This window comes from Micromonospora sp. NPDC048839 (assembly GCF_040649915.1).
Classification (GTDB): Bacteria; Actinomycetota; Actinomycetes; order Mycobacteriales; family Micromonosporaceae; genus Micromonospora.
The window spans coordinates 237286-249965 of the sequence record NZ_JBEZGL010000007.1 but is presented as its reverse complement, the minus strand read 5'-3'; the positions used below and the strand labels follow the sequence as shown (position 1 = coordinate 249965).

Genomic DNA, 12680 nt, shown 5'->3' with positions numbered 1-12680 from the left:
TGTCAGTCCCCGACAAGATCGGCCGATATCGTGTGCTGCGCCGTATCGGTTCCGGAGCGTTCGCCACCGTGTGGCTCGGCGCGAGACGATGCCCTGGACGCGTCGGTGGCGATCAAGGTGCTGGCGGACAACTGGTCGTACCACGCCGATCTGCGGGAGCGCTTCGAGCAGGAAGCGCGGATCATGCGGCGGACGGATTCCAGCCTGCTCGTGCGTGTTCTCGACGTTGGCGAGTTGCCGGACGGCCGGCCGTATCTGGTGATGCCGTACGCGGCCGGTGGCACCCTCGCGGATCGGCTCGTCTCGGGGCCGATGCCGGTACGGGAGGCCCTGCTCGTCGCGGCCGACATCGCCAGCGCCGTCACCGTGCTGCACGAGGCCGGTGTGCTGCACCGCGACCTCAAGCCGTCCAATGTGTTGTTCGAGCCGGCCGCGGGTCGAGATCGGGTCCTCGTCGCCGACCTCGGCCTGGCCAAGGCGCTCGCGAACGCGTCCGGCTTCACCATCGCCGCCGGCACACCCGGTTACATGCCGCCCGAGCAGGCCACCCCGGGTGGAGGCCTGGACATCCGCGCCGACGTCTACGCGATCGGCGCGACGATGTACCACATGCTGACCGGGAACCCGCCCGAGCAGGCCAGCCGCACGGGCAGGGGTGGGCGGTCGTTGCCCAGACCGTCCCAGGTACGCCCCGGAATTCCGTCCACCGTGGACGATCTGGTGCGACGCGCGCTGCATCACGACCCTCGACAACGGTGGGCGTCCGCCGCGGTCATGCTCGACGAGTTGCAACGAGTCATCGCCTGGATGGAACGGGACACGGGCCGTGGCCGGTTCGTGCGGCAGTTGGGACGGGTCGTCGGCGTCGGGGTCGCACTGACCGCGCTGCTGGCGACGGCGGGTTCCAGCGCCACCGGGTCCGGCTGGGTACGCGTGGCCGATGCCTCTGGTGCCCTGTCGGTGGTGGTGCCGTCCAGCTGGGCCGGTCAGGTGCGCAACGCCGGCTGGGATCCCGCGGTGCTGCGACTTCCCTCCGGCCCGGCGCCGGGTCTCGTGGTCGCTCCGGATCTCGACGTCTGGTCCGATCCGGCGAGCGGCATACCCGGTGTGTTCGTCGGTGCGAGCAAGGCTCTGCTCGCCGGCGGCTCGGCACCCGCATTCCCCAGTCACACCTCCTGCGTCCCGCAGCCCGACCGGACCCTGGACCTGGGCGGTAACCAGGCACGGGTACGGCGGTGGACCTCGTGTGGTGCCTCGGTCTCGTTCAGCGAGGTGGTACTCACCGTGCCGCAGCGCGGCTACGGCGTCTACCTGCAGATCAAACAGGTCGGCGACGTCGACCTGACCGACGAGATCCTGGCCGACCTGCGGTTGTCCAGCTCACTGGCACCGCAGGCCGGCCGGTTCGGGTCCGTCTACTCGTAGCAGTTCTGGTTCGCGTACTGCAGGGTCAGTTGAATCACGGCGCCCTTGTCCGTCTCGATGCGGTAGACGGCCTTGTTGTTGCCGGGGGTCTTGACGATGCCGCGACCGTTTGTGGCGTCCCCGTCGGCCGCCGTCCACCCCGGGTAGATGCGAACCATGTCGGCGCTGGACATGCCGATTCGCGCTCCCTCGGGCGTCTTGATGCTGCCGTACGCGTCGATGGTGGCGATTCCCAGAGTTCGGGAGTGATTGACGTTCCCCTTGTCGGTCGGGGCGGGCCGCAGTTGTGCCAGCGCGCACTCGTCCCGGTAGTCGGCGAACGGGCGCAGCATCCCGGTCGCGGTGGCCTGCTCACGGGACATGCCGAGCTTCAGCGAGCCGAGCCCGTTCGGTCCCAGGACGAGGGCGGTGCTGGTGGCATCGCTGGACGGCACGGGCGGTGATGACGGCGATGACGGCGATGACGGCGTGGGCGACGTCGGCGTCCCGGTGGTGGGCGCGCTGGCCGTCTGCTCCGGCGAACCGGCCGGTGCCGCGTCACCGCTCCGGTGCGTGGGTGACGCGCACGCCCCCACGAACAAGAGGCAGGTGAGGGTTCCGACCACAGGCATTGCACGCATCGTTGACTCCTGGCTCGTTCCACTGGGTTGTTGTCGTAGGGTTCGATGCGCCCGCACCCGAGTTTGTTCGCCGAGTGGGGTCGGGAATTTTCCACCCGGCGCGGCATCATGTCATGGCCGACGTCGCTCGGGCTCGGTCCTTCCGGGCCGCCGTCGAGTGCCGGCAGGTGGGTGCCGTCGATCACCGTCCGGGCCTGCCGGGTCGGTCGGCGTCCGGCGACTCGCTTAGTCATCGTTCAGGCTCGCCGGCTAGGGTGCGGTGAGGCACTCAATCGCAGCGAGGGAGAAGCAGATGGCAGGTCGACTCGCGGTCGTCGGGGCTGGGTTGATGGGTTCCGGCATCGCCCAGGTGGCGGCGCAGGCGGGCTGGCAGGTGACGCTGCGCGACCTGGACGACGCGGCCACCACCCGAGGGCTTGCCGGCATCCGGAAGTCACTGGAGAAGTTCGCCGAGAAGGGCAAGATCGAGGCGTCCGAGGTCGAGGCGACGCTGGCCCGGATCACCCCGACCACCGAGCTGGAGGCGGCGGCCGACGCGGACATCGTGGTCGAGGCGGTCTTCGAGCGGCTGGAGATCAAGCACGAGGTGTTCCGCGCCCTGGACAAGATCTGCAAGTCGGACGCGGTGCTCGCCACCAACACCTCGGCCATCCCGGTCACCCAGATCGCCGCGGTGACCGAGCGGCCCGAGGCGGTCGTCGGCACCCACTTCTTCTCCCCGGTGCCGATGATGCAGCTCTGCGAGCTGGTACGCGGTTACAAGACCACCGACGCGACGCTGGACACCGCGCGGGCCTTCGCCGAGGAGATCGGCAAGACGGTGGTGGTGGTCAACCGGGACATCGCCGGCTTCGTCACCACCCGGCTGATTTCCGCCCTCGTCATGGAGGCGGTCAAGCTTGTCGAGTCCGGCGTGGTGTCCGCCCAGGACCTGGACACGGCCTGCCGGCTGGGCTTCGGGCACGCGATGGGACCCCTGGCCACCACCGACCTGACCGGCGTGGACGTGCTGCTGCACGCCTCGAAGAACATCTACACCGACACGGCCGACGAGAAGTTCTTTCCGCCGGAGCTGCTCCAGCGGATGGTCACCGCCGGCGACCTCGGCCGCAAGACCGGCAAGGGCTTCTACACCTACTGAGACGTGCAGCCCCGGGGACCGTTCGCGGTCCCCGGGCTCAATTCGGGCCGGACGGTCGGGGCGGCGCGGCCAGCGCCGCCGCGACGAACTCCAACGCGCTGGGGATGACCCGCCCCCAGTAGCGGAAGTCGTGCCGGCCGTCGGCGTACTCCGCGTGGGCCGCCGGCTCCGGCAGCGCCCGCTCCAGCGCCTGCACGTCGTCGAGGAAGTCGTCCTGCCGGCCGCACCACAGGCCCAGCGGGGTGCCGCGCAGCCGGTCGGCACCGGCGAAGACGTCATCGCCGGGCGCGACGGCGGGGGAGAAGGCCGCCACGGCGCGGAGCAGCCCCGGCCAGGTCTCGGCGAGCAACAGCGAGCCGAAGCCCCCCATCGACCAGCCCCAGGCCGCGAGCCGGGTGGCGTCGAAGCCCCGCTCGGCGCACCAGGCCGGCAGCTCCTCGCGCACCATCCGTTGCGGGTCGTCCCGACCGGCGGGGCGCCAGGAGAGGCGGTCGCCGGTCGCTCCGGCGAGCGCGAACGGCGGCGCGCCCCGGCGTACCGCGTCGGTCAGGAAGCGCCCCAGGCCCAGCCCGGGGAAGTCGCGTGCGGTGGTGGACGCGCCGTGCAGCACCAGGCAGACCGGCAACCCCCGGCCGTCGCCGTGCCCGTCCGGGACGGCGGTGTAGAAGTCGACCGAGCGGCCACGTGCGGCGGACGGCCGGCTGGTCAGCCGCTCGTCACCGGCGGGCGCGTCCGGGGGCGTCGGCCGTGCCGGCGAGGGACGGATCAGGTCGCGGGCGGCCCAGCCGACCCCGACCGCCAGCGCCGTCGCTCCCGCACCCGCGAGCAGGAGACCACGCCGGGTCGGTCGAGCGGCCATCGGCAGAGTCTGGCAGGTCCCGGGGCGATTCGGGACCCCGGAACGGGTCAGCCGTCGCGCTTGGTGGTCCAGCGGAAGGTGGTCAGGCAGAGCACCACACCGATCACGCACCACAGGGTCAGCACCAGCGCGACGCGGCCCAGCTCGAACGAGCCGCCCGGCTCCTGGGCGCCGAAGCTCTCCGGCAGGAACACCGACCGCAGCCCCTGGCACATCCACTTGAGCGGGAACAGCGCCGCCACCTGCTGCATCCAGGTGGGCAGGTCGGTGAAGACGAAGAACACCCCGGAGATGAACTGGAGCACCAGGGCGACCGGCGTGACCACCGCCGAGCCGCTGCGGGCGGTGCGGGCCAGCGACGAGATGGCGATGCCGCACAGGGTGCACGCGGTCACCCCGAGCACGGCGACCCAGCCGAAGGTGAACCACTTCTCGGCGGTGCCCGGCAGGTCGAGGTCGAACAGCGCCACCGCGACGGTCAGCAGCAGCACGGTCTCGGCGATACCGATCGCCACCACCATGATCACCTTGCCGGCGAACCAGACCCACTTCGGCATCGGGGTGCCCCGGTAGCGCTTGAGCACCCCGCGGTCCCGCTCGATCGGGATCCAGATGCCCAGGTTCTGGAAGCTCACCGTCATCAGGCCGGTCGCGATCATGCCGGTGATGAAGTACTGGGTGAACTTGACCCCGCCACCGATCTCCCCGCTGAAGATCGCGGCGAAGATCAGGATCATGATGATCGGGAAGCCCATGGTGAAGACCACGGACTCCCGGCTGCGCAGGAACTGGGTGATCTCCAGTCGGCCCTGGCGTAGGGCGAGCGCACCGGCCCCCGGCCGACGGCCGCGGGTCGCGGTGACCGGCGTCGCCGGCTTCGTCGTGGTCGTCATCGCGCGTGTCCGATCATGGTGAGGTAGACGTCCTCCAGGGTCGGCCGGGTCACCGTGAGGCCGGGGACCTCGCCGCCGTAACGCGTGGCCAGGTCGGCCACGAGGGCCGTCGGCGTCGCGCTCTGCGCGCTCTCCAGCGTCCCGTCCGGGGTACGCCAGGACACCGTCGCGAGGGCCTCCTGCCGGTTGCCCAATTGGTTCGGGGCGGCCACCTCGACCAGTCGGCCGCCGGCGATCACCCCGACCCGGTCGGCGAGCGCCTCCGCCTCGTCCAGGTAGTGCGTGGTCAGCACGATCGTGGTGCCGGCCGCGGCGAGGTCGCGGATCAGCTCCCAGAACTCGCGGCGGGCCTCCGGGTCGAAGCCGGTGGTCGGCTCGTCGAGGAAGAGCAGCTCGGGGCGACCGACGATGCCCAGCGCCACGTCCAGGCGGCGCTTCTGCCCGCCGGAGAGGGTGTGTGTCCGGGCCTTCGCCTTGTCGGCCAGCCCGACCCGCTCGATCACCTTGTCCGGGTCGTCGGCGTCGGGATAGAAGCCGGAGAAGTGCCGGATCACCTCGGCCACGGTCAGCTCGTCGAACTCGCCGGTGCCCTGGAGCACGATGCCGACGCGGGCGCGCCATTCCGGATCCGGCTGTCGTGGGTTGCGCGAGGAGCGAGCTTGCGAGCCCCGCAGGCGCGACCCGAAGGCGAGCTCAGGGTCCGTGCCGAGCACGGAGACCTCGCCGGCATCCCGGCGTCGGTAACCCTCCAGGATCTCCACGGTGGTGGTCTTGCCGGCGCCGTTCGGGCCGAGCAACGCGAACACCTCGCCCCGGCGCACGTCGAGGTCCACGCCCGCCACCGCGACGTTGTCGCCGTACGCCTTGCGCAGCCCGCGGACGGAGATGGCCAGCTCGTCATCCATGCCGTCCAGTGTGCGTCCTGACCCGGCCGGGGCGGTGTCCGGGGTGTAGCGGTGCGCACCACTGCGCGCGCTTCGCGCCCAGACGTCCCCGACATGGACCTGTGTGGTTTTCCACAGCCCGTTTTACTGAACGGTAACTTAAGCTCCAGCCATGGATGAGACGGCATCTACGGGACGGCTGCCCGAGCGGGACCGCCCGTGGGTGATGCGTACCTACGCCGGCCACTCGTCGGCCACCGCGACCAACGCCCTCTTCCGGCGCAACCTGGCCAAGGGGCAGACCGGCCTCTCGGTCGCCTTCGACCTGCCCACCCAGACCGGGTACGACCCGGACCACGAGTTGGCCACCGGTGAGGTGGGCCGGGTCGGCGTGCCGGTGGCCCACCTCGGCGACATGCGGGCGCTCTTCGACGGCATACCGCTCGCCGAGACGAACACCTCGATGACCATCAACGCCCCGGCGATGTGGCTGCTCGCCCTGTACGGCACCGTGGGGCTGGAACAGGGCGCCGACCTGGCCCGCTGCGCCGGCACCACCCAGAACGACATCATCAAGGAGTACCTGTCCCGGGGGACCTACATCTTTCCGCCGGCCGCCTCGCTGCGACTGACCGCCGACGTCATCGCCCACACGCTGACGGCGATGCCCCGGTGGAACCCCGTGAACATCTGCTCGTACCACCTCCAGGAGGCCGGTGCCACGCCCGTGCAGGAGGTGGGTTTCGCGCTGGCCACCGCGGTCGCCGTGCTCGACGCGGTCCGTGACTCCGGTCAGGTGCCGCCCGAGCGGATGGGCGACGTGGTGCAGCGGATCTCGTTCTTCGTCAACGCCGGGGTGCGTTTCGTCGAGGAGATCGCCAAGATGCGCGCGTTCGGCGTGCTGTGGGACGAGATCACCCGGCAGCGGTACGGGGTCACCGACGCCCGGCAACGGCGGTTCCGCTACGGCGTGCAGGTCAACTCGCTCGGCCTCACCGAGGCGCAGCCGGAGAACAACATCCAGCGCATCGTGCTGGAGATGCTCGGCGTGACGATGTCCCGCGACGCCCGGGCCCGCGCGGTGCAGCTACCCGCCTGGAACGAGGCGCTCGGCCTGCCCCGCCCCTGGGACCAGCAGTGGTCACTGCGGATGCAGCAGGTCCTGGCGTACGAGTCGGATCTGCTCGAATATCCCGATCTCTTTGCCGGCTCGCACGTGATGACGGCGCTCGTCGACGAGGTCGTCGCCGGGGCGCGGGTCGAGCTGGACACGGTGCTGGAGCTGGGCGGTGTCGTCTCCGCCGTGGAGACCGGCTACCTCAAGAGCGCGCTTGTCGCCTCGCTGGCCGAGCGCCGCCGGCGGATGGAGTCCGGTGCCGACGTGGTGGTCGGGGTCAACAGGTACGCCGAGACCGAATCCTCCCCGCTGACCGCCGCCGGCGCGGAGGCCGTCGAGCAGGTCGATCCGGCGGTCGAGACGGCTGCCACGGAGGGCGTACACCGGTGGCGGGCCGATCGGGACGCGGCCGCCGTCGACGCGGCCCTCTCCCGGCTGCGCGCGGACGCCGCGAGCACCACAAATCTGATGCCGGCCACCCTGGAGTGCGTGCGGGTCGGCGTGACCACCGGCGAGTGGGCCGGAGCGCTGCGGCAGGTCTTCGGCGAGTACCGGGCGCCGACCGGCCTGGCCGGCGCCACCGGCAGCGGCGGGGACCCGGGCCTCGCCGCCGTCCGCGAGCGGGTCGTCGCCACCGCCCGGGAGCTGGGCAGCGGCCGGCTGCGTCTGCTGGTCGGCAAACCCGGCCTGGACGGGCACTCCAACGGCGCGGAGCAGATCGCGGTACGTGCCCGCGACGCCGGGTTCGAGGTTGTCTACCAGGGCATCCGGCTGACCGCGGGGCAGATCGTCGCCGCCGCCGTCGAGGAGGACGTCGACCTGGTCGGGCTGTCCGTGCTCTCCGGATCGCACCTGGCCGCCGTGCCCGCGGTGCTGGACGGGCTGCGCGCCGCCGGACGGGCGGACCTGCCGGTGGTCGTGGGCGGCATCATCCCCGCCGGTGACGCCGACACGCTGCGGGCAGCCGGGGTGGCCCGGGTCTTCACCCCGAAGGACTTCGCCCTCACCGACATCATCGACGACCTGGTGACGGTCATCCGACGCGCCAACGACCTGCCCTGACCCGCCGTCGGTGGGTCAGCGGCCGGCGTACGTCATGCAGTCGGCCAGGTCGTTGTCCGGGCCGACCTTGATCGACGACGCGTGGCACTCCAACTGCTCGTTGTGCCGACAGTCCGAACGTTGGCAGGCGCCGACCTGGGCGGTCATTCCGTCCACGCCACCCCGGATGGGCGACTCGACGAAGGTGTGGCAGTGCGCGTGATCCATGCTGCCGATCGTGATCGCGAAGGCGTGGCAGTCACCCGCCTGGTTGTACGCGCACGCGGCGACGACGCATTCCTGGACTCGGGGCATCTCCAAAGCTGCAGTCATGCCAACCTCCTCTAGGTCCTGCCCCGACCCTAGGCTTATGTCGGCCCGCGCAACCCGGGTATGGCGAGCCGCCGATCCGCCGCCGACCAGATCAGACGCGGAAGCCGGCGGCGCGGGCCGCCTCGCGTTCCCGGCGGCGTTCCGAGCGCCGCCGGAGGAACCAGAAGACGAAGACCACCAGACCCAGCAGGAACGCCAGCACCAGCACCGGCAGGATGATCGCCACCAGGGAGACCACCACGCTCGTGGCGTCCTCGGCGGTGCTGGCCACCGGGGCGCCGAACCCGGCCGTGGTCGCGTTGATGACCGGCCGTGCCGCGGACTTGAGCAGGTGCACGCCCAACGCCAGCAGTACGCCGGTGACGACGGGCACCCACTGGTGCGAGGAGAAGAAACTCCCCGGGTCGCTCACCGTCACCGTCTCCGACGAGGAGCCGGCGCCGAAGGCCAGGCCACCGGCTGTGGGTCGGACCACGGTCTGCACCACGTCGTTGATGTGGTCGACCACGGGCACCTTGTCCGCCACCATCTCCACGGCGAGCAGCACGGCCAGGATGACGATGACCCAGCCGTTACCGAGCCAGGTCCAGCCGCTCGGAAGGTCGATCAGGTCGGTGTAGCGGCCGAGAAGGCCGAGGGCGAGCAGGGGTATGTAGGCGTTCAGCCCCGCTGAGGCGGCGAGGCCGGTGCCGGTGAGGACTTCGAACACGGTCTCAGCATGGCACCGACGCGCCAGTGCCGCTCGGCGGCGACCGGTGGGTCCTCGGCTACCCTCGTCGGGTGCGGTTGGTCATTGCGAAGTGCTCGGTGGACTATGTCGGACGGCTCTCGGCTCACCTGCCGCCGGCCACCCGGTTGCTGATGGTGAAGGCGGACGGGTCGGTGTCGATCCATGCCGACGACCGGGCGTACAAGCCGTTGAACTGGATGAGCCCGCCCTGTCGGCTGGAGGAGGCCCCCGGCGTGTGGCGGGTGGTCAACAAGGCTGGCGAGGAGCTGCGGATCACCCTGGAGGAGATCTTCCAGGACACCTCGTACGAGCTGGGGGTGGACCCGGGCCTGCGCAAGGACGGGGTGGAGGCGCACCTCCAGGAGCTGTTGGCCGCCAACCCCGGCGCGTTGGGCGAGGGGTTCACGCTGGTCCGCCGCGAGTACATGACGGCGATCGGCCCGGTCGACCTGCTGTGCCGGGACGCCAACTCCGGCGCGGTCGCCGTCGAGGTCAAGCGGCGCGGTGACATCGACGGTGTGGAGCAGCTGACTCGATACCTCGAGTTGATGAACCGTGACCCGCTGCTCAGCCCGGTGGCCGGGGTCTTCGCGGCCCAGGAGATCAAGCCGCAGGCCCGGGTGCTCGCCGCGGACCGGGGCATCCGGTGCGTGGTCGTGAACTACGACCGGCTGCGGGGCATCGAGAAGGACGAACTGACGCTCTTCTGAGCGGCTCACCCGCCGGTACGCACCGCGATCAGCGACTTGGGCAGGCCGAACGCCCGCTCGACGAGCATGTGCGAGTCGGGAAAGTAGTGGCGCATCTGCGAGCGGTCCAGCAACTCGGTCCAGAGCACCTGGTGGATGGCGGCGTCGTGGCTGCGGGTCGGCTTGTGGCCCAGCGGCCAACGGCGGGCGAGCGCGGTGCGCAGTCGTACCGGCAGGAACTGCATCCCGGGCGCGATCCAGTGTGGCTCGATGGGAAAGTAGCGGTAGGGCGTCTGCACCCAGTGCCGGTCGGCCATCGCGCGGGCGGCGGCGGCGAAGCGCAGCCGGCGTTCGTGCCCGCCCACGTGCTCCAGGACGGAATTGGAGAAGACCAGGTCGTACTCGGTCCTGGCGAGGCGCGCGGGCAGGTCGCAGGCGTCGGCCTGTTCGACGTGGGCCCAGTCCGGCACGACGGCGGGTGGCTGCTCCAGGTTGATGACGGTGACCCGGGCCGGCCGGACGGTCGCGCGGTGCCAGGTGCCGAGCCGGCCACCGAGATCGACCACGTGCATCTGGCCGATGTCGGGGAAGGTGCGCGCCAACCAGTCCGAGCGGTGCCGGCGCCGCCGCGCACTCCACGACTGGTCGCTGTCGACAAGGCGGTAGCGCAATCGATTGGGGCCCATTTAACGCAATGTACCGCCGCCGACACCGGGTATAAACATGTGGATACGCCGATCTTCGTCGAGATCGGTTATCCGACACTCATCTGCCGTACATCACCTTGATTGCCTTGACGAGTCGGGCCATGTCGGTCGGGGTCCGTTCGAAGGTCATCGACGGCAACAGCGAGCGGGCCCGACGGCGGGTGATCGCCTTGGCCCGGCCGAACTCGCGCAGCCCGTCCTCGCCGTGGATCCGCCCGAAGCCGGAGTCGCCGACCCCGCCGAACGGCAGGGTGGACATGCCGGCGAAGGTCAGGCTGGAGTTGATCGAGGCCATCCCGGAGCGCAGCCGCCGCGCGATGGACACCGCCCGCCGTCGGCCGAAGACCGAACCCCCGAGGCCGTACGGCAGGGCGTTGGCGCGGGTGACGGCCTCGTCGGCGTCGCGGACCCGGCTGATGGTCAGCGTGGGGCCGAACGTCTCCTCCTGGACGGCGGCCGACTCCTCCGGTACGTCCACGAGCACGGTCGGGTGCACGTACGGCGGCTGCACGGCGCCCGGACCACCGAGCACGGCGCGCCCACCGGAGTCGATCGCGGCGTCGATGTGCCGGCGGATCACGTCGAGCTGTCGGGGCATGGTGATCGGCCCGATGTCGGCGCCCTCCGGCCCCACGGTCAACCGACCGGCGCGGGCGACCACCTTGTCGACGAAGGCGTCGAAGACCGAGTCGACGGCGTACACCCGCTCGATGCCGATGCAGGTCTGGCCCGCGTTGGTCATGCCGCCCCAGACGCACGCCTCGGCCGCGGCGTCCAGGTCGGCGTCACTGTCGACGATCATGGCGTCCTTGCCGCCGCCCTCGATCAGCACCGGGGTCAGCGTCTCGGCGCAGGCGGCCATCACCTTGCGGGCGGTGGCGGTCGAACCGGTGAAGGCCAGCTTGTCGACCCCGGAGCGGCACAGCGCGGCGCCCACGTCGCCCAGCCCGTGCACGGCGCTGAACACCCGGTGCTCGGGCACCACCTCGGCGAAGCTGTCCACCAGCCACTGGCCCGCGGCCGGGGTGTATTCGCTCGGCTTGAGTACCACGGCGTTACCGGCGGCCAACGCGTACGCGGCGGAACCGATCGGCGTGAAGACCGGATAGTTCCACGGCCCGATCACGCCGACCACGCCGTGCGGCTGGTATTCGAGGTGACCGGAGAACTCGGCGAGGATGAGCCGGGACCGCACCCGGCGCGGGCCGAGCACCCGGCTGGCGTTGCGGGCGGCCCAGTCGATGTGCTCGATCGCGGTGACGATCTCGACGATGGCGTCGGCGGTCGGCTTGCCGCCCTCGACGTGCACCAGCTCGGCCAGCTCCTCGATGCGTTTCGCGAGCAGGGCGCGCCAGCGCAGCATCCGTTCGCGGCGGTCGGTGAAGCCGAGCCCGGCCCACCACCCGCCGGCGGCGCGGGCGTCCTCGACGGCCCGCCGCACGTCGGCGTCGGTCGCGACCGCGAAGCGGCCGGCCTCGACGCCGGTGGCCGGGCTGGTGGAGACCAGTCGACCCGCCTCGATGACCGGAAGACCGGGGACCCGCACAGCCGTCATGGCGGAAGTCTAGACCCGAGGATTACTCACCGGTAGGTCCAGATCGTTGCCGAACGGCCCGGAGTCGCACGGCTGCGCCTGATCGTTGATCAGTGCAGGCCAGGGTGTCGATGGTGAACGCGACCCGCCCGAATCGTCGAACGGCGGGTAGCCGGGAGGTGGCGAGGAGCTGACCGGCTGGTCGGTATCGATGATTACCGTCTGGTGGCAGGCTGACGCGCGGAGTAACGGTGTGGGGTGGAGGGCTGACTGTCCATGGAGGAACATCCGGAACTTAGGCCGCTGTTGACGGTGGCGGGTGGGCCGATGCGCGGAGCGAGTTTCCGACTTCGGATCGAACCGCAGGTGGTCGGTCGAGCACCGACCGGTCACGTCGTCATCAGCGACCCGCACCTGAGCCGCCGCCACGCCGAGGTGTGGCTGGCCCCGGAGGGCCCGTCACTGCGGGACCTTGGCTCGACAAACGGCACCTGGCTCAACGACCGCCGGATCACCGAGGTCGAGCTTCTCTCCGACGGCGACGTGATCCGACTCGGCCGTACCGAACTGCGCCTGTTCGACCCGGGGGTGGCACACACCGACCCGGTGGGGCTCAGCTTCGGCCCGTCCCGCCGGGACGTCCGACCGACACTGCCGCTGCCGTTGGCCACTCCGCCGGGCGCCCGACGCTGACCTGCGACCCGGGG

Annotated in this window: 13 protein-coding genes; 5 read left to right on the top strand and 8 right to left on the bottom strand. The window is 70.9% G+C overall.

Annotation, left to right across the window (positions count from 1 at the left end; translation table 11 throughout):
• The first annotated feature begins 30 nt into the window (after window positions 1–30).
• On the top strand, window positions 31–1425 hold the full coding sequence (locus AB0C25_RS16365) for a serine/threonine-protein kinase (protein WP_357373824.1): 1395 nt from the start codon (window positions 31–33) through the stop codon (window positions 1423–1425).
• On the opposite strand, the gene AB0C25_RS16360 is transcribed toward AB0C25_RS16365, so the two are convergent.
• The gene (locus tag AB0C25_RS16360; RefSeq protein WP_357373822.1) at window positions 1416–1859 is read right to left on the bottom strand and encodes a hypothetical protein; all 444 of its coding nucleotides are present in this window, start codon (window positions 1857–1859) and stop codon (window positions 1416–1418) included. The genes AB0C25_RS16365 and AB0C25_RS16360 overlap by 10 nt on opposite strands.
• 478 nt (window positions 1860–2337) lie before the next feature.
• On the opposite strand from AB0C25_RS16360, the gene AB0C25_RS16355 reads away from it, so the two are divergent.
• Window positions 2338–3186, top strand: coding sequence for a 3-hydroxyacyl-CoA dehydrogenase family protein (locus AB0C25_RS16355; RefSeq protein ID WP_357373820.1), 849 nt, complete (start codon window positions 2338–2340; stop codon window positions 3184–3186).
• A 37-nt stretch (window positions 3187–3223) separates the two neighbouring features.
• Here the strand turns inward: AB0C25_RS16355 and AB0C25_RS16350 are convergent, their stop codons facing one another.
• The 3 genes from AB0C25_RS16350 to AB0C25_RS16340 are packed head-to-tail and all read right to left on the bottom strand — an operon-like array spanning window position 3224 to window position 5843.
• Window positions 3224–4045: an alpha/beta hydrolase-fold protein gene (locus AB0C25_RS16350; protein WP_357373818.1), complete on the bottom strand. Its 822-nt coding sequence runs from the start codon at window positions 4043–4045 to the stop codon at window positions 3224–3226.
• Between the two features lie 47 nt (window positions 4046–4092).
• Window positions 4093–4938, bottom strand: coding sequence for an ABC transporter permease (locus AB0C25_RS16345; RefSeq protein WP_357373816.1), 846 nt, complete (start codon window positions 4936–4938; stop codon window positions 4093–4095).
• Complete coding sequence (locus AB0C25_RS16340) at window positions 4935–5843, bottom strand: ABC transporter ATP-binding protein (protein WP_357373814.1); 909 nt, start codon at window positions 5841–5843, stop codon at window positions 4935–4937. The genes AB0C25_RS16345 and AB0C25_RS16340 overlap by 4 nt, the downstream gene beginning before the upstream one ends.
• Before the next feature lie 151 nt (window positions 5844–5994).
• Here AB0C25_RS16340 and AB0C25_RS16335 point away from each other — a divergent pair, with 151 nt between their 5' ends.
• On the top strand, window positions 5995–8001 hold the full coding sequence (locus AB0C25_RS16335; RefSeq protein WP_357373812.1) for a protein meaA: 2007 nt from the start codon (window positions 5995–5997) through the stop codon (window positions 7999–8001).
• Window positions 8002–8016: 15 nt separating this feature from the next.
• On the opposite strand, the gene AB0C25_RS16330 is transcribed toward AB0C25_RS16335, so the two are convergent.
• Window positions 8017–8313, bottom strand: coding sequence for a DUF1540 domain-containing protein (locus tag AB0C25_RS16330; protein ID WP_357373809.1), 297 nt, complete (start codon window positions 8311–8313; stop codon window positions 8017–8019).
• Between the two features lie 91 nt (window positions 8314–8404).
• Window positions 8405–9022 carry a DUF4126 domain-containing protein gene (locus AB0C25_RS16325; protein WP_357246315.1) on the bottom strand — a complete coding sequence of 206 codons (618 nt, stop codon included), beginning with the start codon at window positions 9020–9022 and terminating at the stop codon, window positions 8405–8407.
• Window positions 9023–9093: 71 nt separating this feature from the next.
• On the opposite strand from AB0C25_RS16325, the gene nucS reads away from it, so the two are divergent.
• Window positions 9094–9753, top strand: a complete 660-nt coding sequence (nucS, locus tag AB0C25_RS16320; RefSeq protein WP_357246312.1) for an endonuclease NucS — start codon at window positions 9094–9096, stop codon at window positions 9751–9753.
• A gap of 5 nt (window positions 9754–9758) precedes the next feature.
• On the opposite strand, the gene AB0C25_RS16315 is transcribed toward nucS, so the two are convergent.
• Together AB0C25_RS16315 and AB0C25_RS16310 are read right to left on the bottom strand one after the other, a co-directional pair.
• Window positions 9759–10418: a class I SAM-dependent methyltransferase gene (locus AB0C25_RS16315; protein WP_357373807.1), complete on the bottom strand. Its 660-nt coding sequence runs from the start codon at window positions 10416–10418 to the stop codon at window positions 9759–9761.
• A gap of 79 nt (window positions 10419–10497) precedes the next feature.
• A complete protein-coding gene (locus AB0C25_RS16310; protein WP_357373805.1) occupies window positions 10498–11994 on the bottom strand; it encodes an aldehyde dehydrogenase family protein in 1497 nt (498 codons plus the stop codon).
• A gap of 306 nt (window positions 11995–12300) precedes the next feature.
• Between AB0C25_RS16310 and AB0C25_RS16305 the strand changes: the two genes are divergently transcribed.
• On the top strand, window positions 12301–12666 hold the full coding sequence (locus tag AB0C25_RS16305) for an FHA domain-containing protein (protein ID WP_357373803.1): 366 nt from the start codon (window positions 12301–12303) through the stop codon (window positions 12664–12666).
• The last annotated feature ends 14 nt before the right edge of the window (window positions 12667–12680 follow it).

Coding starts and splice junctions, on each gene's coding strand:
- AB0C25_RS16345 (WP_357373816.1), bottom strand. CDS start 4,938: ATGACGACCACGACGAAGCCGGCGACGCCGGTCACCGCGACCCGCGGC.
- AB0C25_RS16315 (WP_357373807.1), bottom strand. CDS start 10,418: ATGGGCCCCAATCGATTGCGCTACCGCCTTGTCGACAGCGACCAGTCG.
- AB0C25_RS16350 (WP_357373818.1), bottom strand. CDS start 4,045: ATGGCCGCTCGACCGACCCGGCGTGGTCTCCTGCTCGCGGGTGCGGGA.
- AB0C25_RS16330 (WP_357373809.1), bottom strand. CDS start 8,313: ATGACTGCAGCTTTGGAGATGCCCCGAGTCCAGGAATGCGTCGTCGCC.
- AB0C25_RS16355 (WP_357373820.1), top strand. CDS start 2,338: ATGGCAGGTCGACTCGCGGTCGTCGGGGCTGGGTTGATGGGTTCCGGC.
- AB0C25_RS16335 (WP_357373812.1), top strand. CDS start 5,995: ATGGATGAGACGGCATCTACGGGACGGCTGCCCGAGCGGGACCGCCCG.
- AB0C25_RS16305 (WP_357373803.1), top strand. CDS start 12,301: ATGCGCGGAGCGAGTTTCCGACTTCGGATCGAACCGCAGGTGGTCGGT.
- AB0C25_RS16340 (WP_357373814.1), bottom strand. CDS start 5,843: ATGGATGACGAGCTGGCCATCTCCGTCCGCGGGCTGCGCAAGGCGTAC.
- AB0C25_RS16310 (WP_357373805.1), bottom strand. CDS start 11,994: ATGACGGCTGTGCGGGTCCCCGGTCTTCCGGTCATCGAGGCGGGTCGA.